The sequence below is a fragment of the Sphingopyxis sp. genome (genome assembly GCF_036261875.1).
Lineage (GTDB): Bacteria > Pseudomonadota > Alphaproteobacteria > Sphingomonadales > Sphingomonadaceae > Sphingopyxis.
Window position 1 is genome coordinate 51,751 of the sequence record NZ_DATAJZ010000012.1, and the last position, 18,297, is coordinate 70,047.

Genomic DNA, 18,297 nt, shown 5'->3' on the forward strand with positions numbered 1-18,297 from the left:
ATGGATATCGTCCTGGCATTGCTCGGCCTGCTGGTTTCCGCCCCGTTCCTTGCAGCCTGCATGGTGGCCATTCGGTCAGGATCGAAGGGGCCTGCGATCTTTCGGCAAACGCGCGTGGGGCTCGATGAGCGGCCATTCGAATGCCTGAAGCTTCGAACAATGTACATCGGAACAGCGGACCTTCCGACGCATCAGGTGAATAGGGACGCGGTAACGCCGCTTGGCAAGTGGTTGCGACGGCTCAAGTTGGACGAATTGCCGCAACTCTGGAATGTGTTGAAAGGCGAGATGAGCTTTGTCGGGCCGCGTCCATGCCTTCCATCTCAGACCGCGCTTGTTCTTGCCCGTCGCGAGCGTGGATTGGCGGCGATACGGCCCGGAATTACGGGCGTGTCCCAGGTCGCCGGGATAGACATGTCGGACCCGCAGAAACTGGCGGAGAATGACGCCAAATATCTGGGCAATATGTCATTGGCGCACGATATCAGGTTGATCTGGATCACGTTCGTTGGTGGCGGACGAGGCGATCATGTCGCATCCTGATCCCGTCGGATCAGGATTGCCGGCGAGCGGTGATCGTTATTTATGCCCGCTCCAGCGATTGCCGGTCGCGCGCACGGGGGAATCGGGCTTGATATAGCCGGTGCATCAGAGGCCGACCGGCGAACAGATTGCATTGACCGCAGGCATAGTGCTCCGCGCGGCATAGCGCTAAGGAGGGATCGGCGACACGAAACTGTCTGTCGATATCAGGTGGAGATCAGGCAAATCGCATGACGATCAAGCGTCGAGACACTTTCGCGATTCTTGCGGGCATGGCGCTTGCGCCTGCCATCCCCAGATGTGCGCATGCGCGCGATGTCCTGCCGGACGATCCTCGCGGCGATGATAGCGACGCGCTCATGGCGCTTTTTGCCGACATGGCCAGGACAGGACGCGCTTCCTTGCCTGGGGGCATGTATAAAGTATCGAGGCCGCTCGTGATTCCGCCGGGCATCCTGGAAGGGGGCGACGTCGTTCTCGATTTTAGGGAGGCTAATCCAGCGGACTTTCCTGACGGGATTTGCGTGCGAGTGAACGGAGCGGCAAGGGCGAAGCTGCCGAACCTGCTGCGGAATCTGGCGATGGGAGAGCGCACGCTGAGATTTGCCGGGCCGCACGGCTTGCGAGTAGGCGAGACTTTTCAAGTGTCGGGGACCGTGGATTTCGCGGGGAACGGATATCGCTATTATTACCGCAAGGGCGAGATGTTCCGGGTCGCCCAAGTGATCGATGCCACCCGAATCGCCGTAGAGAATGGGTGCCGCGATGACTATCCTGCGAATGCAACCGAAGTCTGGAAGCGGGCGGGGGACCGCTTCACCCAAGGATGCGCGTCGTTGACCGTCATCGGCCGCGACGACATCGGCTATACGATGGAGTTCGCAAGCCTCGACGGGGCGACGATAAGCAATTGCCGAATCGAAGGGGGCAGATTGGCGGCGCTATCGATCACCGATTGCTATTATGTGTCCGGCGAAAATGTGCGGGTGCGCCAGACGGCTGCCGAGACCAAAAGCCCCTATGGCTGTGTCGTGGCAAATAGCCAGGACGTGCGCCTGCGCGGCGAGTGCTACGGTCATTTCAGCGGGTTCGCCATCGGCGGCGGCAAGACGGATGGCGGCAAGGTTGGGATGAATCGCGATATCCATTTCGAGGGTAAGGCTGGCAGCCATCCGGTTGCCGGCCTGGCAGGAGGCAACATCCACGGCAACGCCGAATATTGCAGTCTACGCGGCACGTTTGCCAATGGCGTCATAATGGGCGGCAACAAGAACGAGGCCCATGGCGAGTTTATCAAAAGCGCGAGTCCGCCGGTGGTTCTGGCTGAAATGCACGGGCATGATTTCAGGATCACCGGCGTGTTGCGGACGACTGGAAATGCCGATCTTTCTCCAAAGGTCGGGGCGCTGCATCAGTCAGACTATGGCATGCATGCCCGTTATGGCGGCGTAACCGAGGTCAGCTTGCAAATTCACGCGCCAACGGCCACCCGGATAGTGGCGTGGCGTCCCAGAGATCTTGCCCGGGCCGATATTGAACTGCGCCTCAGCCTCGACATCGTGAAGGCGCATCCCAAGACCCGCATCATGTGGTTCAGGAGGAATGGGAGCACGGGCGACGTGCTTCCCCTGGTCACGTTGGACCGCCTCAACCTGATCGACAATTCCATTCCGATCCGATGGTCCGTAGATCATCTTACCAGGTTCAAAGGGGCAGGCGTCCGCGCGATGACGGGTCAAGGGTGATCCGCGGACGCATGTATCGTTAGTCGTTCGCGCCACATCGCATCGGGTGTATATTCGGGAACCAGCCGCGCGATAACCTGCACCATCGCGTGCGGGTCGCCGCTGCCCCGGATGACGGCGTCGAGTTCGTCCAACGCCTGTTTCATTTCCAGCCACGGCCACAGCTTCTCCCGCGCGCGCAGAATCCGCGGATGGTTCGTCGGTTCGGGATTGTCGCCGATCAGCAGTTCTTCATAGAGCTTCTCTCCCGGACGCAGTCCGGTCTCGACGATTTCGATGTCGCCATCGGGATCGTCGGCATCGCGAATGCCGAGGCCGGATAGCCGGATCATGCTGCGCGCTAGGTCGAGAATCTGGACTGGCTGTCCCATATCGAGCACGAACACCTCGCCGCCCTTTGCCATCGCCGTCGCCTGGATAACGAGCTGCGCGGCCTCGGGGATCGTCATGAAATAACGGGTGATGTCGCGATGCGTGATCGTGATCGGACCGCCGGCGGCGATCTGGGCTTGGAAGAGCGGCACCACCGATCCGCTTGAACCAAGCACGTTTCCGAACCGAACCATGCTGAAAACAGTCGAATTTGTGCGCTTTTCGCTGGCGCGTGCCTGAAGAATGAGTTCGCAGACCCGTTTCGAGGCGCCCATGATATTCGTCGGCCGTACCGCCTTGTCGGTGCTGATCAACGTGAAATTTGCGACGCCGCAGGCCTCGGCGGCTTCGACGCTGTGCAGCGTCCCCATGACGTTATTGCGCATCCCCGAGACCGGATTGGCTTCGACCAGCGGAACATGCTTGTAGGCGGCGGCGTGGAAGACGGTGTCGGGACGATGATGCTTGTAGACCCGCATCATCGTCGACCGTTCGGCGACATTGGCGAGTTCGAGCACCAGCGATACGTCATGCCCCGTGGACCGGATATGGCTCAAAAGCTCCTGCTCGATCGCATAGAGAGCAAACTCCGACTGTTCGAGCAGGATCAGCTTTTTCGGGTGGCACTGAAGGATCTGACGGCAGAGTTCGCTGCCGATCGAGCCGCCAGCGCCCGATACCATGACCGTCTTTCCGACGATGGTCCTGCCCATCAGTACCTCGTTGGGAGCCACCGCCTCGCGTCCGAGCAACTCGTCGATCTGAATCTCGCGCAGATCGTTCACGGTGATCGAACCCTCGATGATATGCGTCAGGCTGGGGAGCGAGCGAACATAGGCATCGGTCTTCTGCAGCCGCTCGATGATCTCACGCCGGCGCGTGCGCGAGGCGCTGGGGATAGCGAGCAGCACTTCGTCGACGTCGGTGTCGCCCAGGATGGTTTCCAGTCGGTGCGACCCGAAGACCGGGATTCCGTCCAGCCGCTGCCCGTCGAGGCGCAGGTCGTCATCGACGAAACCGACGAGATAGACCTGCGATTCGTGGCGGAGCGAAAGCGCGAGCTGCTGGCCCGCCCGGCCTGCGCCGTAGACGAGCACGCGGCGCGCCTTGGTGGACACGATGTTGAGGAGATCCAGCAGGATGAAGCGGATCGTGATCCGGCTCGATGCGAGCAGCATCAGAAAGATGATCGGGTGCAGGATCGCCAGGGTGCGCGGCACCACCGGCCAGCGAAAGATGACGAAGACGATGAGCAGCGGGATCGCCAGCGCCGCGCAGGCTGCGGCGAGACCCGCGACTGTCCGCGCTCCCGAAAAGCGTATGAGCGAGCGATAGACGCCGAGCATGAGCGCTATCGGATACCAGAACAGCAGCGCCACGGCGGCAAAGCTCGAAACCGGCGGCGAAAAGAAGCTCCAACTGCCGACGCGAAGCGAATAGGCGATCCAAACCGCCATCACGCACAGCGCCCCGTCCATCAACGCCGCGATCAACCGTCGCTGATCGCGCGTCTGGTTGAGGACGAGGTTGACGATCCGTGCCGGCACATCGTGCCATCCCTGCTCGTGCCCCATCAAATCATTCCAGCCTTCTTATGCGAAATCCATGCGACCGTGCCCATCATATCGTGGGTGTTTCGGCGCGAGATTAGCGAAGATGGCAATAAATTCAATCGGCCGGCTGTCATGCGCCGCGTGCGAAGGTCGGTCCGTCGCTGCTTTCGATCTATCCTGCCGAGGGAAAGCCCTCTGGATTGTCCGATTGCCAGCGCCACGACGACCTGCACATCGCATCGACATCCAGCCGGGCGTTCCAACCCAGCAGGCGCTCGGCCTTGCCCGTCGCGGCATAACTCACGGCCACGTCGCCGGCGCGTCGCGCCGCGATTTCGGTGGCGAGCGGATGCCCGCACGCCCGCTCGTAGGCAGCGACCAACTCCTTCACCGTGATGCCGTTCCCGGTGCCGACGTTGATCGCCTCGCAGCCCGCCGTGCCCATCGCATATCCAAGCGCGGCGAGATGCGCGTCGGCGAGATCGACGACGTGGATGTAATCGCGCTCGCCGGTGCCGTCGCGTGTGTCATAATCGTCGCCGAAAATTGCGAGCTTTTCCCGGCGCCCGATCGCGACCTGCGCGACGAAAGGCATCAGATTGTTGGGGATGCCGTCCGGATCTTCGCCGATCCGGCCCGATTCATGCGCTCCGACCGGATTGAAATAACGCAGCAGGACGGCCGAAGCATCGGGGTTCGCGCGCGTCCAATCGGCGATCACGCCCTCGGCCATCGCCTTGGTGCGGCCATAGGGATTGGTCGGCGCGATCGGATGATTTTCGTCGAACGGCAGATAGTGCGCCTCGCCATACACCGTCGCTGAAGAAGAAAAGACGATGCGCCGGCATCCCGCGGCGTCCATCGCGCCGAGCAGGTTCATCGTTCCGCTGACGTTGGTCTGATAATAACGCAGCGGAATATCGTTCGATTCCCCGACCGCTTTCAATCCCGCAAAATGGATCACGGCATCGGGTGCGAAGTCCGTGACCGCGCGCGTCAGCGCGTCGGCCTCGCAGATGTCAGCCTCGACCACACGCATGTCGCGGTTGCTGAGCTGGCGAATCCGTGCGAGCGCGACCGGCGAGCTGTTGCAATAATTGTCGAAGACGCAAACCTCGTGGCCCGCGGACAGCAACTGGACGAGCGTATGGCTGCCGATGTAGCCTGCCCCGCCGGTAACGAAGACTTTCATGCCCGCTCCTGTGCCGATCCGCCCGCCGAAGATCAACTGGGTTCGTCGAGCGCTCTTTGCCATGGTTTGGAAAACAGCGCGTTAATCGATCGCGAAGGGGCGAGCTATGCGGAAGACCCATCGGGTCCTTGCAATCCCGGCGTTCGCGCTCGACATAGAGGCGATGGATCTCGCGTTCGACAATAGTTTTCATGACGCCATGGAAGGCTTCTACGCCCCTGCCGAAGCTGCGAAGCCCGCGGCGCCGAAGCTGCTCGCCTTTAATCATGCGCTTGCGAACCGGCTCGGGATCGACGGTGCCGGCGCGGGCGACGAGGTGATCGCGCGTCTTTTTTCGGGGCAGGACCTGCCCGGTGGGGCGAACCCGCTCGCGCTCGCTTATGCCGGACATCAGTTCGGACATTTCTCGCCGCAACTCGGCGACGGCCGCGCGCTGCTGCTCGGCGAAATCGTCGCGCCCGACGGCGCGCGCTTCGACGTGCAGCTCAAGGGATCGGGGCCGACGCCTTTCTCGCGCAATGGCGACGGGAAGGCGGCGATTGGCCCGGTGCTGCGCGAGTTTCTCGTCTCCGAAGCGATGGCGGCGATGGGCGTGCCGACGACGCGGGCGCTGGCCGCGGTCGCGACCGGCGACCGGGTCCAGCGCGAGCAGGCGCATCCCGGCGCGGTGCTGACCCGCATCGCCAGCAGCCATATCCGCGTCGGCACCTTCCAGTTCTTCGCGGCGCATTTCGGTGCCGATCACGTCGTCCAGCTATCGGACTACAGCATTCGCCGCCATTTCCCCGATCTTGTCGAGGCGCCCAATCCGCATCTCGCCTTGCTCGACCGGGTGATCGGGCTGCAATGCGACCTCGTCGCGCACTGGCTGGGCGTCGGCTTCATTCACGGCGTGATGAACACCGACAATGTCGCGATTTCGGGCGAGACGATCGACTATGGTCCGTGCGCCTTCATGGACCGCTTTGCCGCCAACACCGTGTTCAGTTCGATCGACGCCCATGGCCGCTATGCCTATGGCCGCCAGCCACAGATCATGCACTGGAACATGGCGCGTTTCGCCGAAGCGTTGCTTCCCGCGATCCACTCGGTCGATGCCGCCGATGTCGAGACGGCGAAGGCGTTGGTGGCCGAGGTGCCAGGCCGCTTTGCCGCGGTCTGGCATGGGCGGTTGCGCAGAAAGTTGGGGCTGACCGAAGCGCAGGATGGCGATGGCGCGCTGTTCGACGCGCTCTTCGCCGAACTCGAACGCCACCAGGTCGATTTTACTTTGTTCTTCCGCGGCCTTGCGATGATGCTGCGCGGCGACGGATCGGAGCTTGAGGCGCAATTGCCCGACGCCGACGCGATGGTGCCGTGGATCGCCGACTGGTGGGCGCGGCTGGCGCGCGAGACCGACGCGCCGCTGAATCGCGCTGACGCGATGGATGCGGTGAATCCGCTTTATGTTCCGCGCAACCATCTGGTCGAGGCTGCGCTGGGCGCGGCCGAGGCGGGCGATCTCGCCGCCTGGTTCGAATTGCTGGAGGTGGTGCGCAATCCCTATGTCCGGCGTCCCGAATGGGCGCTGTTCGAGGGGCCGGCGCCCGCCGAATTCGGCCCCTATAAAACCTTCTGTGGCACCTGACAGGCAGTGCGGGTTGAGTGGCTGCGCGGCAATTGCTAGGGACGGCGCCCATATCCAGCAGAGGACCGTTCATTGCCCGAAGCAGAAGCGCAGCAGGCCACGCCTGTGAAGATCACGGTCGTCGGCACGGGCTATGTCGGCATATCGAATGCGGTCCTGCTCGCGCAGCGCAACAGCGTCGTCGCGCTCGACATCGACGCGCGCAAGGTCGAGATGATCAACGCGCGCCAGTCGCCGATCGCCGATCCCGAGATCGAGGAGTATCTGGCGAACCGGCCGCTCGACCTCCTCGCGACGACCGACCGGGCGCTTGCCTACGACGGCGCCGATTTCGTCGTCATCGCGACGCCGACCGATTACGACCCCGACACCAATTATTTCAACACGAGCACGGTTGAGACCGTAATCGCCGATGCGCTCAAAATGGCGGCGAACGCGCTGGTGATCGTCAAGTCGACGGTGCCGGTCGGGTTCACCGACCGGATGCGCGCCGAGACGGGATCGGACAACATCGTCTTTTCGCCGGAATTCCTGCGCGAAGGGCGCGCGCTCTACGACAATCTCCACCCCTCGCGGATCATCGTCGGCGACACCCATCCGCGCGCCGAGGCCTTCGCCCGGCTGCTGCTGGAGGCTTCGCTGAAACCCGAGGCGGCAATTCTGCACACCGGCAATACCGAGGCCGAGGCGATCAAGCTGTTCGCCAATACCTATCTCGCGATGCGCGTCGCCTTCTTCAACGAACTCGATACCTATGCCGCGACCCACGGCGTCGATTCGCGGCAGGTGATCGAGGGGGTGTGCCTCGATCCCCGGATCGGCAGTTTCTACAACAATCCCTCCTTCGGCTATGGCGGCTATTGCCTGCCCAAGGACACCAAGCAGATGCTGGCGAACTACAGGGAGGTGCCGCAGAATCTGATTGCCGCGATCGTCGCCTCGAACACGACCCGCAAGGATTTCATCGCGGCGGAAATCATCAAGCGTAACCCGCGCGTCGTCGGCATCCACCGGCTCGCCATGAAGGCGGGATCGGACAATTTTCGCGCCAGCAGCATTTTGGGTGTGATGAAGCGCGTCAAGGCCAAGGGGATCGAGGTGATCGTCCACGAACCGCTGATCGAGGAGGATCGGCTGTTCAATTCGCGCGTCGTCCGCGATCTTGATGCTTTCAAGGCCGAGGCCGACATCATCATCGCCAACCGGGTGACCGATGAACTCGCCGATGTCGCGGACAAGGTCTATAGTCGCGACCTGTTCGGCGCCGATAGCTGACGCCATTCTCTCATCGCCGTCCCCTCGAACCGCCGCAACGCCGGGAACCGTCCCATTGCCGGAGAGTTGGCTTGGAAACAGGGGAGATTCGGGTTGCACAGCCACGCCTCGCGATCCACAAGTGCGCATCGGTCGGGACATGATGCGTCATATTGATAAATCTCGCGAATTTGATCCTTCGCCGCGAATGCGGCGTCGGCAGCGATTGATCCTGACCGCGTCGCTGTTCGGCCTAGCCTGGACGAGCGTTGCGGCCGCTCAACAGGCCGACGTCGCGCCCCCTGCGGTCGTGCCGACCGTGGCGCAGCAAGCGCCCGATGCCGAGCCGCTGCCCGATATCGCCGCGCCGACCCCGCCGCCGCCCGAGGCGCAATTGCCCGAGGTCGCGCCGATCATCCCTGACGAGGAGTTCAAATCGGCGATTCCGCCGATCAGCGCCGAGGACGACCCCGAGCTCGACAAGCCGCTCGAATCGATCGCGGAATTCGAGCGCCGGCAGGTCGAGGCGGCGAAAGCGAAGGAAGCCGGAACGCCGGCCGAAGCCACCGCGACCGACGTGCCGCAAGTCGACGGCACGCCCGTGCCGGCACTGGCGGACGGCGACAGCGTCGAGGCCATCGGCGATGCACCGATCAGCGACGCCGAACTGGCTGCGCCGCTGCCGCCGCTCGACAGCTTCGACGTCACGCCGGTCGAATTCGCCGAGCCTGAGGATGCGAATGAGACGCGGACCATCCGCTATGCGGTGAATGTCAACGGTCTCGCCGCAGCCGATGACGGCACGGATGCCGATCTCGCTGACCTGTTCCACGATCTGTCGGCGCTCTACGAGGGCGACGGCAAGGCTGACAACTTCGCGATGCTTCGCGCGCGTCTCAGCGCCGATTCGGAGCTTATGTCGCGCATCCTTGCGTCCGAAGGCTATTATGATGCTGTCGTCGAAACGCGCATTGACCGCGGCGAAGCCGAGGCAGGCGCCAGCGGTGCGCCGGCCCGCAATCGGTCGATCACGGCGGTCATCGATGTGAAGCCCGGCGTGCGCTATACTTTCTCCGACATCGTCATCGACGCGAAGCCGACGATTCCGCCGGGACTGATCCACGACAATTTCCCACTCGTGGTCGGCGAGCCGATCGTTGCACAGCGCGTGCAGGGCGCCGAAGCGGCAATCGCGCTCAAGCTGCCGCAGGAAGGTTATCCGTTCGCCAAGATCGGACAGCGCGATATCCTGCTCGATGGCGATACGGGGCAGGGGCTTTATACGCTCCCCGTCGACATCGGCGCGCGCGGGCGCTTCGGTGGGATCGAGACGACCGGCAAGCTCGCCTTCGACGCCGAGCATGTCGATGTTCTCGCGCGCTTCAAGCGCGGCGACCTCTATGACAGCCGCAAGGTCGACGATCTGCGGCAGGCGCTCGTCGCGACCGGCCTGTTCGCGACCGTCGCGGTCGAGCCGCAGCCGACGGGCGAGAGCGCGGGCGACGACAGCGAATATGTGACTATGCTCGTCACCCAGCAGGCGGGCCCACCGCGCACGATCGCGGCGAATGCGGGCTATGGCACCGGGCAGGGAATCCGCCTCGAGGGTAGCTGGACGCACCGCAACTTCTTCCCGCCCGAAGGCGCGCTGATCGGCCGGGCCGTGGCCGGGACGAAGGAGCAGGCGCTGGGCGTGACGATGCGCCGCTCCAATGCCGGGCGCCGCGACCGCACCTTCGAACTGGTCACCGAAGCGACACGGAGTCGTTACAACGCCTTCAACGCGATCACCGGCCGCGTTGCCGCGCGCATCAGCTATGATTCGACGCCGATCTGGCAGAAGAAACTGACCTATGCCTTCGGCGCCGAACTGATCGCGACGCGCGAGGATGACTATGATTTTGCGCGCGGCGAGCGCGTCAATGACTTTTACACGATTGTCGGGCTGAACGGGCAGGTCGGGATCGACCGCACCGACAGCCTGCTCGACCCGACAAAGGGGTTCCGCCTGCTCGCGCGGGTCGAGCCCGAGGGATCGCTCGCCGGCCGCTTCTCGCCCTATGCACGGACGCAGGTCGATGCCAGCGGCTATTATCCCGTGACCGACAGCATCGTGCTTGCGGGACGGGTGCGCGTCGGCTCGATCGTCGGCGCGGCGCGCGAGCGGCTCGCGCCGTCGCGGCGCTTCTATGCCGGCGGCGGCGGGTCTGTACGCGGCTTCGGTTATCAGGAGCTCGGGCCCAAGGACCCCAATAATGATCCGATCGGCGGGCGCAGCCTCAACGAGGCGGCGGTCGAGGCGCGCTATCGCTTCGGCAATTACGGCATCGTGGGTTTCCTCGATGCCGGGCAGGTCTATCGCGGATCGACTCCCGATTTCTCCAACCTGCGTTTCGGCGCGGGGATCGGCGGGCGCTTCTATACCAATTTCGGGCCGATGCGGCTCGACATCGCGACGCCGATCGACCGGCGTCCGGGCGAAGCGCGCGTCACCGTCTATGTCTCGATCGGCCAGGCCTTCTGATGGCGGAGGAAGCGGCCATCGCGACCGAAGGCGACAAGCCGGCGGGGCCATCGCTGGGGTTTCGGATCGCCAAGGGCGTCGGAATCGCGCTGCTCGGCCTGATCGCGCTGGTCGCGCTGTTCCTTATCGGGCTGAACAGCGATGCCGGGCGGCGCTTCGTTGCGACCCAGATCGAGAAATATGAGTTCGAGAACGGGATGAAGATCGGCATCGGCCGGCTTGACGGATCGCTGTTCGGCGAGATGGTCGTGCGCAATTTCACGCTGTCCGACCCCAAGGGCGTGTTCGTTCGTTCGCCCGAACTGCGGATCGACTGGCGGCCCTTCGCCTTTCTGTCGAACCATGTCGACGTCCGCTCGGCGACCGCGAAGACGTTGGTCGTCGAGAAATTGCCGACCTTCAAGCCGGTGCCCGACACTGGCGAGCCGCTGCTCCCCGACATCGACATCGACGTGCGAACCCTGCGCGTTGACCGGCTGATCTTCGCGCCCGCGATCACCGGTGAGCGGCAAGTCGCGACGCTGAGCGGCAAGATCGCGATCGCCGACCGCCGTGCGCAGGTCACCGCGAACGCCGAGACGATCGGCGAGAAGGCCAGGGGCGACAAGCTCGCGCTCGTCCTCGATGCGGTGCCCGACAAGAACCGCCTCGCCGCGACGCTCGACCTCAACGCGCCGCAGGGCGGCGTGCTTGCAGCGATGGGCGGGTTTACCGCGCCGTTGACCGCGAAACTTGGTGGGCGCGGCGATTGGAAAAAATGGGACGGTTCGTTGACCGCCAACCTCGGCACCGACCCGCTCGCGCGGCTCGCGCTGACCGCGCGCGACGGCACGCTCGCGGTCAAGGGCACGACGCAGGCGTCGCGGCTGCTCGCCGAGGGGCCCGTCGCTTCGCTGCTCAGCCGCGAGACCGCGGTCGACGTCACCGCGCGGCTCGACAAGCGCAAGGCCGATCTCGACGGCCGGCTATCGTCGGACGCCTTCCGTCTCGGCATCAGCGGCGGGGTCGATCTCGGCGAGAGCCGTTACGATGCGCTGAACCTCGCCTTCGTGTTGCTGCGCCCCGACGCGCTCGCGCCGAACCTGCGCGGCAACGGCCTGCGCGCGACGGCAAAGCTCGACGGCGCCTTCAACCTGCCGACGGTCGAATATCAGGCGAACGCCAATGCCCTCGCGTTCAACGACGTCATCGTCGAGACGCTGAGCCTCGCGGGCAAGGCGCGGGTCGACGCCGATCAGATTTATGTCCCCGTCGCCGGGCGGGTAGCGCGCATTCGCGGGCTCGACACCGTGGCGGGCGGGACGCTGGTGCAGGTGCGGCTCGACGGCGATCTCGCCTATAAGGACGGGCGCATCCTCAGCGACAATCTGCGCCTCCGCTCGCCGCGGATCGACGCGAAGGCGATCGTGATCGCCGATTTGAACAAGGGTTTCTACACCGGCGCGATCGACGGGCGGGTCAACGACTATCGCATCGAGAGCGTCGGCCTGTTCGACATCGACACCAATGCCGATTTGAAGACCGCGCCGCGCGGCGGGTTCGAGATTGTCGGCAAGGTGCGCGCGCGCTCGACGCGGCTGTTCAATTCGGGGGTGCGCGATTTTCTCGGCGGCAATGCCGTCGCGAGCGGCGACGTGCGCTATGGCACCGACGGCATCGTCCGTTTCGCTAATCTGCGGCTCGCCGCGCCGCGCCTGCGCGTGACGGGCGGGCAGGGCAGCTATTCGCCCGATGGACAGATCCAGCTCGCGGCGCGCGCGCATTCGACCGATTATGGCCCGGTCGGCGTTCAGCTTGCCGGGACGATCAGCGACCCGCGCGCGGTGGTGACGGCGGACCGACCGGGGCTGGGCATCGGGCTCGCCAATCTGGTTGCGAAGGTGGGCGGCGCGCCGAACGGCTATCGCCTCGCGGCGACCGGCGATACCGACTATGGCCCGCTGTCGGCCGATGTCGTCCTGCTGACTGCGGCGGGACCGATGACGATCGACATCGAACGCGGCGACCTGTCGGGAATCGGTTTCCACGGCCGACTGGTGAAGAGCGCCGCGGGTCCGTTCGAGGGCCGGCTCGACGCGTCGGGGCAGGGCCTCGGCGGTCTCGTCCGGCTGAGCGGCGAAGGGCAGTATCAGGCGGCGGCGATCAATGTGCGCGCAAACAATGTCGTGCTGCCTGGCGCCGCGAAGCTCGCGGTCGGGTCGGCGATCGTCGACGCCGACGTCGTCCTCTATGATCAGCCGCGCGTCGTCGCCGATATCCAGATCGCCGACACGCAAATCCGCACCTACGACATCGCGGTCGGGCGGGTGAAGATCGATTACCGCGACGGACGCGGCCATGCGCAGGCGCTCGTCGAGGGGACGAGCGGCGTGCCCTTCCGCATCGCCGCCAACGCCGATCTGCAGCCTGATCTGTGGCGCGCATCGGTGCAGGGCCGCGCGACCGGGGTCAATTTCCGCACCGTCTCGCCGGCGCGGATCATCCCGCACAAGGACGAGTATGAACTGCTCCCGACGACGATCGACCTTGGCCGCGGCAGCAGCGCGCGGCTCGCCGGGCGCTTCGGCGAGGGGATCATGGTCCAGAGCCGGCTCGACCGCGCGAATATGGCGATCGTCAACGCCGTCTATCCGGGGCTCGGGCTCGGCGGGCGCGCGACGGGCAGCATCGATTTCGCGCAGGCGAACGCCGACGCCTTTCCGCGCGCCGACGCGCGGCTGACGATCACCGACTTCACGCGCACCACCGCGGCGACGGTGAGCCAGCCGGTCGACATCAATTTTGCGGGCAAGCTGCTGAGCGACGGCGGCGAGGCGCGCGCGGTGATCCGCAAGCGCGGCAGCGTGATCGGGCGGCTGCAGGCCTCGCTGCGGCCGCTCGGTCCCGGCGCGGGCGACTGGACGACGCGGCTGCGCGCCGCGCCGCTGAGCGGCGGGCTGCGCTATAATGGCCCTGCCGACACGCTTTATTCCTTCGCCGGGCCCGCCGGGCAAGGGATAGCGGGGCCGATCGCGGTAGCCGCCGATTTCAGCTGCCGGGTCGACGATCCGTGCCTCAACGGCGTGATCCGGGGCAACGGCATGACCTATGAGAATCAGGCCTATGGCACTCGGTTGACCGATATGGTGGTCGATGGGCGCTTCACCGGGAACCGGCTCGAAATCGAGAAGCTCACCGCGACCGCGGGCGACGGCAGCATCGATGCGAAGGGCTATGTCAGCCTGTCGCAGGCCGACGGCTATCCGATGAACCTCAGTGCGACGCTCGACAATGCACGGCTCGCACGCAGCGAGAATATCGCGGCGCGTGCGACGGGCACGCTGACGCTCGAAAAGGTTGCGGGGCAGGCTGCACTTTTGTCGGGTGACCTCAAGCTGCCCGAGACGCGGTATCGCATCGTGCGCGAGGGGGCGGCCGCCGTGCCCGTCCTCACGGGTGTACGGCGCAAGCCACCGACCGGGCGGCGGCGGATCAGCGGCGACGGGCTCGCGGCGGTCGGCGGTAGCCTGTTCGATCTCATCCGCCTCGACATTCATTTGCGCGCGGGCGACGAAATCTATGTCACCGGCATGGGGCTCGAGTCCGAATGGCAGGCCGACATTCAGCTGAAGGGCACGACCCTCGATCCGCGCGTGACCGGCCAGGTCGAACTGGTGCGCGGTACGCTGGGCTTTGCGGGGCGGTCGTTCGACCTTGAAGAAGGGAAAATCACATTCCCGACCGGCGATGCCTATGACCCGGCGCTGCAACTCGTCGCGAGCGATACGTTCGACAATGTGACGGTGTCGGTGAACGTATCGGGCCGCGCGAGCAATCCGCAGGTGACCTTCTCGAGCGTGCCGGGACTGCCGCAGGACGAGATCGTCTCGCGCATCCTGTTCGGCGATTCGATCACTTCGCTGTCGCCGCTCCAGGCGGTGCAGCTCGCCGCGTCGCTCAACACGCTGAGCAGCGGTGGCGGGGGTCTCAATCCGCTCGGCGCGCTGCAGTCGGCGGCGGGGATCGACCGGCTGCGCGTTCTCGGTCCCGACGATACGACGGGGCGCGGCGCCGCGCTCGCTGCGGGGCAACATATCACCAAGGATATCTATCTGGAGGTGATCACCGATGCGAAGGGCTATACCGCGACACAGCTTGAGATCAGCCTGACGCGCGCGCTGTCGCTGCTCAGCCAGGCGGGCGGGTCGGGTCAGACCAATGTCAGCATCCGTTATCGCAAGGATTATTGATGCGCCGCGCCGTCCTCCTGCTGCCGCTGCTGCTCGCCGCCTGCCATCAGGAACCCGACTTCGACGAACGCTACGACAAGGCGGCGAAGGAGGTCGAAATGCGCGCCCGGGCGATGGACGCCGACATCGCTGAGACAGAGAAGGCCGCGGCCGCGACGCAGCCGAAAGCCTTGCCAGCATCCGCGAAGCCGTCTAACGCGCCTCCGTCATCTGGGGAGTAGCCAGCCGTCCGATCCGGACGGGCCGCCGCGTCAACATACTCGGTCGAGAGGCCGTGGTGCGGTGGGAACGGGAAATCGTTCGGGCGAGACCAATGGCATCGAACCTTCCGTCCGGGCCGGGCGGCAGGGTGCGATGTCCGTTGGAATTCGCCTGCCGCCCGGCCCCGGAGTTTTGCCATGGAAGCCATCCTTACCTCGACCGCCGTCGTCGCGCTCGCCGAGATCGGCGACAAGACACAGCTGCTCGCGATCCTGCTCGCGACGCGCTTCAACCGGCCCGTTCCCATCATTCTCGGCATATTGGCGGCGACGATCGCCAATCATGCGCTCGCGGCGCTGCTCGGCGCATCGGCGGCGACGTTTCTCGACAGCCCGGCTTTCCGCTATGCGATCGGCATCTCGTTCGTCGCGATGGCAGCGTGGACGCTGATCCCCGACAAGTTCGAGGATGACGAGGCGCCGAAGCCGCGCTTCGGGGCGTTCGTGACGACGCTGATCGCCTTCTTCCTCGTCGAGATGGGCGACAAGACGCAGGTCGCGACGATCGCGCTCGGCGCGCAATATCATAATGTCCTCGCGGTCACCGCGGGGACGACGCTGGGGATGATGATCGCGAATGTGCCGGCGATCTTCCTCGGCAATGAGCTATTGAAGCGGGTCGACCTCAAGAAGGTGCGGATGGTCGCGGCGGCGCTGTTCCTCGTCATCGGCCTGTGGGTGCTCGCGCGGGCAGCGGGGTTGTTCGGCTGATCCGGCGCTACCTGTCACGCCCGACAGCTAGTCCGGCCCTGTCGATCGCCGCATAGGCGGGGGCAGGGAGAGCGAGATGCGCGATAACGGGATAGGATGGCGGTGAACGGGCTCGATCTGCCGCACAGCGTCGAGCGCGACATGCTCGCGGCGAGCATCCAGCGCCTGCTCGCCGACAATCCGCGTCCGGGCTGGCGCGATCTGGTCGATGCGATCGGGCTCGCCGGGCTGACGGTGCCCGAAGCCGCGGGCGGTTTCGGCGGCGGCGCGATCGAGGTCGCGGTGGCGATGGCCGAGCTTGGCCCCGCGCTCGCGGGCGCCGACTGGCTGTCGCACGCCGCCGCCGCCATGCTGATCGCGCGGACTGATCCCGGCCACGAGGTGTTGCCCGAGCTTGCGGCGGGCGCGCGGCGCGCGGCCATCATCTGCTCCGCATCGAGCGCCGCGATGCCCGATGTCGCGCTCGGCGCGGTGCATGGGGTCGCGCGGCTCGTTGCCGGGGCGGCCGAGGCCGATCTGTTCCTTGTCGCCAATCGCGGCGGCATTGTCCTGCTGGCGGCCAACCAGGGCAAGGTCGAGCAGCGCCACCGGATCATGCACGACGGCAGCGTCACCGCCGACCTGGGTTTCACCGCGCCTGCCGCCGATCGCGCGTTGCTGGCGGCGGGGCAGGAGGCCGCCAGCCTTGCCGAATGGATATCCGACCTGATGCTAGCGGCCCGCTGCGCAGAAGCGGTCGGGCTGATGCAGCGCATGGTCGCGGACAGCATCGACTATCTGGGGCAGCGGCGGCAGTTCGGGGCGCCGATCGGATCGTTCCAGGCCCTGCGCCACCGGGCCGCCGACATGCAGCTTGCGCTGATGAAGGCAGCCGCGCTCACCGAACTCGCAGTGCTTGCCGTCGACCGCGACAGCGCCGATCGTGCAATCGCCGTTAGCGCGGCCTGCGTCGAGGTCGCCGATGCGGTTCGGATCGTCGGCGAGGGCGCGGTGCAGATCCACGGCGCCATGGGGCTGACCGAGGAACTGAGCCTCGGCGCCTGTTTCAAGCGCGCGCTGTCTATCGCGGCGGCATTCGGGTCGCGCGCCGATCATCTGGCGCGCTATGCCGAAGCGGCGGCCTGATCATCCCAGCATCAGCCGCGCGATCAGGTCGCGCTGGATTTCGTTCGAGCCCGCATAGATGCTCGCCGCGCGGTCGTTGAGATAGCGCGGCACCGCGACGGCAAGCTCGGCAGGTGTCTGGCCGTCGGCGTCGGCCCATGCTGCCGGGCCCGCGATTTCACAGGCGAGCGTGTCGATGCGCTGGGCCGCTTCGGTCCCCAATATCTTGAGAACCGAGGCGTAAAGGGCGGGGCTTCCGCCGAGGCCGCGCATCGCCTTGATTTCGAGCGCTTGCAACGCCGCGAGCCCGATCGCCTCACGGTCGAGCTCGGCGCGCAGCACCGGGCCGATGCCGTCCTCGGCGCGCAGCCGTTCGAGCCGCCCGATCAGTCCCGGCGCATATTTTCCGCCGCGCTCGAAGGTCAGCAGATGCTTGGCGACCGACCAGCCCTCATTCTCGCCGCCGAGCCGGTTCGCCTGCGGCACGCGCACATCGTCGAAGAAGACCTGGTTGAACTCATGATCGCCCGCGAGGGTGCGGATCGGTTCGACCGTGATGCCGGGCGTTGCCATGTCGAGCAGCAAAAAGCTGATCCCTGCCTGCGGTTTGCCCTCGGCTGAGGTCCGGACGAGCGCGAACATGCGGTTCGCGAAATGCGCGTGGGTGGTCCAGATCTTGGACCCGTTCAGCACATAGTCGCTGCCGTCGGACACCGCGCGAAGCTGAAGCGAGGCGAGGTCGGAGCCCGCGCCGGGTTCGGAGAAGCCCTGGCACCAATAATCCTCGCCCGACAGGATACGCGGCAGATAGTGGGCGCGCTGTTCGGGCGTGCCGTAATGCATGATGACCGGCGCGACCATCTTGAGCCCCATCGGCGCGAGCCCCGGTGCACCCGCCGCGGCACATTCGGCGGCGAAGATATAGCGCTGGATTTCGCTCCAGCCCGGCCCGCCGAACTCGGCCGACCAGTCGGGTGCCGCCCAGCCGCGCGCGTTCAGGATGCGTTGCCACGGCAGCGTGACGGCGGGATCGATGAAGACGCTCGTCGCGCGGCTCGCGGCGCGGCGAAGGTCGTCGGGCAGCTTCTCGACGAGAAAGGCGCGCACCTCGGCGCGGAAATCGGCGAGTCCCGGTTGGATCAGGGCGTCGGTCAGCATGTCCATGCGCCCGGCTTACAGGCGC

12 protein-coding genes and 1 riboswitch are annotated in these 18,297 nt (G+C 65.5%); of the genes, 9 read left to right on the forward strand and 3 right to left on the reverse strand.

What is annotated here, in order from left to right; translation table 11 throughout:
* Positions 1-543: a sugar transferase gene (locus VHO04_RS06860; protein ID WP_329627619.1), complete on the forward strand. Its 543-nt coding sequence runs from the start codon at positions 1-3 to the stop codon at positions 541-543.
* A gap of 230 nt (positions 544-773) precedes the next feature.
* Complete coding sequence (locus tag VHO04_RS06865; protein ID WP_329627620.1) at positions 774-2,288, forward strand: hypothetical protein; 1,515 nt, start codon at positions 774-776, stop codon at positions 2,286-2,288.
* Here VHO04_RS06865 and VHO04_RS06870 read toward each other — a convergent pair.
* Positions 2,279-4,234, reverse strand: coding sequence for a nucleoside-diphosphate sugar epimerase/dehydratase (locus VHO04_RS06870; protein WP_329627621.1), 1,956 nt, complete (start codon positions 4,232-4,234; stop codon positions 2,279-2,281). The genes VHO04_RS06865 and VHO04_RS06870 overlap by 10 nt on opposite strands.
* Positions 4,235-4,385: 151 nt before the next feature.
* Complete coding sequence (gene galE / locus VHO04_RS06875) at positions 4,386-5,405, reverse strand: UDP-glucose 4-epimerase GalE (RefSeq protein WP_329627622.1); 1,020 nt, start codon at positions 5,403-5,405, stop codon at positions 4,386-4,388.
* A 106-nt stretch (positions 5,406-5,511) separates the two neighbouring features.
* Here galE and VHO04_RS06880 point away from each other — a divergent pair, with 106 nt between their 5' ends.
* The 7 genes from VHO04_RS06880 (at position 5,512) to VHO04_RS06910 (ending at position 17,135) form a co-directional block, all read left to right on the forward strand.
* Complete coding sequence (locus VHO04_RS06880; protein WP_329627623.1) at positions 5,512-7,032, forward strand: protein adenylyltransferase SelO; 1,521 nt, start codon at positions 5,512-5,514, stop codon at positions 7,030-7,032.
* A 105-nt stretch (positions 7,033-7,137) separates the two neighbouring features.
* A complete protein-coding gene (locus VHO04_RS06885) occupies positions 7,138-8,307 on the forward strand; it encodes a nucleotide sugar dehydrogenase (protein ID WP_329627641.1) in 1,170 nt (389 codons plus the stop codon).
* Positions 8,308-8,494: 187 nt separating this feature from the next.
* Positions 8,495-10,810 carry an autotransporter assembly complex protein TamA gene (locus tag VHO04_RS06890; protein ID WP_329627624.1) on the forward strand — a complete coding sequence of 772 codons (2,316 nt, stop codon included), beginning with the start codon at positions 8,495-8,497 and terminating at the stop codon, positions 10,808-10,810.
* A complete protein-coding gene (locus VHO04_RS06895) occupies positions 10,810-15,039 on the forward strand; it encodes a translocation/assembly module TamB domain-containing protein (RefSeq protein WP_329627625.1) in 4,230 nt (1,409 codons plus the stop codon). The genes VHO04_RS06890 and VHO04_RS06895 overlap by 1 nt, the downstream gene beginning before the upstream one ends.
* Positions 15,039-15,260: a hypothetical protein gene (locus VHO04_RS06900; RefSeq protein ID WP_329627626.1), complete on the forward strand. Its 222-nt coding sequence runs from the start codon at positions 15,039-15,041 to the stop codon at positions 15,258-15,260. The genes VHO04_RS06895 and VHO04_RS06900 overlap by 1 nt, the downstream gene beginning before the upstream one ends.
* Positions 15,239-15,419, forward strand: a riboswitch (yybP-ykoY riboswitch). (Overlaps the previous gene by 22 nt.)
* Before the next feature lie 18 nt (positions 15,420-15,437).
* Positions 15,438-16,010, forward strand: coding sequence for a TMEM165/GDT1 family protein (locus VHO04_RS06905; protein WP_329627627.1), 573 nt, complete (start codon positions 15,438-15,440; stop codon positions 16,008-16,010).
* 96 nt (positions 16,011-16,106) lie between these two features.
* Entirely contained in the window at positions 16,107-17,135 is a 1,029-nt protein-coding gene (locus tag VHO04_RS06910; protein ID WP_329627628.1) for an acyl-CoA dehydrogenase family protein, read from the forward strand.
* Here the strand turns inward: VHO04_RS06910 and VHO04_RS06915 are convergent, their stop codons facing one another.
* Complete coding sequence (locus VHO04_RS06915; protein ID WP_329627629.1) at positions 17,136-18,272, reverse strand: acyl-CoA dehydrogenase family protein; 1,137 nt, start codon at positions 18,270-18,272, stop codon at positions 17,136-17,138. It lies immediately after the preceding gene.
* Positions 18,273-18,297: the final 25 nt, after the last annotated feature.

Bases quoted from the DNA above. Each gene is read 5' to 3' on its own strand.
- galE (WP_329627622.1), bottom strand. From the start codon at position 5,405: ATGAAAGTCTTCGTTACCGGCGGGGCAGGCTACATCGGCAGCCATACG.
- VHO04_RS06890 (WP_329627624.1), top strand. From the start codon at position 8,495: ATGCGGCGTCGGCAGCGATTGATCCTGACCGCGTCGCTGTTCGGCCTA.
- VHO04_RS06915 (WP_329627629.1), bottom strand. From the start codon at position 18,272: ATGCTGACCGACGCCCTGATCCAACCGGGACTCGCCGATTTCCGCGCC.
- VHO04_RS06905 (WP_329627627.1), top strand. From the start codon at position 15,438: ATGGAAGCCATCCTTACCTCGACCGCCGTCGTCGCGCTCGCCGAGATC.
- VHO04_RS06900 (WP_329627626.1), top strand. From the start codon at position 15,039: ATGCGCCGCGCCGTCCTCCTGCTGCCGCTGCTGCTCGCCGCCTGCCAT.
- VHO04_RS06865 (WP_329627620.1), top strand. From the start codon at position 774: ATGACGATCAAGCGTCGAGACACTTTCGCGATTCTTGCGGGCATGGCG.
- VHO04_RS06870 (WP_329627621.1), bottom strand. From the start codon at position 4,234: ATGGGGCACGAGCAGGGATGGCACGATGTGCCGGCACGGATCGTCAAC.
- VHO04_RS06860 (WP_329627619.1), top strand. From the start codon at position 1: ATGGATATCGTCCTGGCATTGCTCGGCCTGCTGGTTTCCGCCCCGTTC.
- VHO04_RS06910 (WP_329627628.1), top strand. From the start codon at position 16,107: ATGGCGGTGAACGGGCTCGATCTGCCGCACAGCGTCGAGCGCGACATG.
- VHO04_RS06880 (WP_329627623.1), top strand. From the start codon at position 5,512: ATGCGGAAGACCCATCGGGTCCTTGCAATCCCGGCGTTCGCGCTCGAC.
- VHO04_RS06895 (WP_329627625.1), top strand. From the start codon at position 10,810: ATGGCGGAGGAAGCGGCCATCGCGACCGAAGGCGACAAGCCGGCGGGG.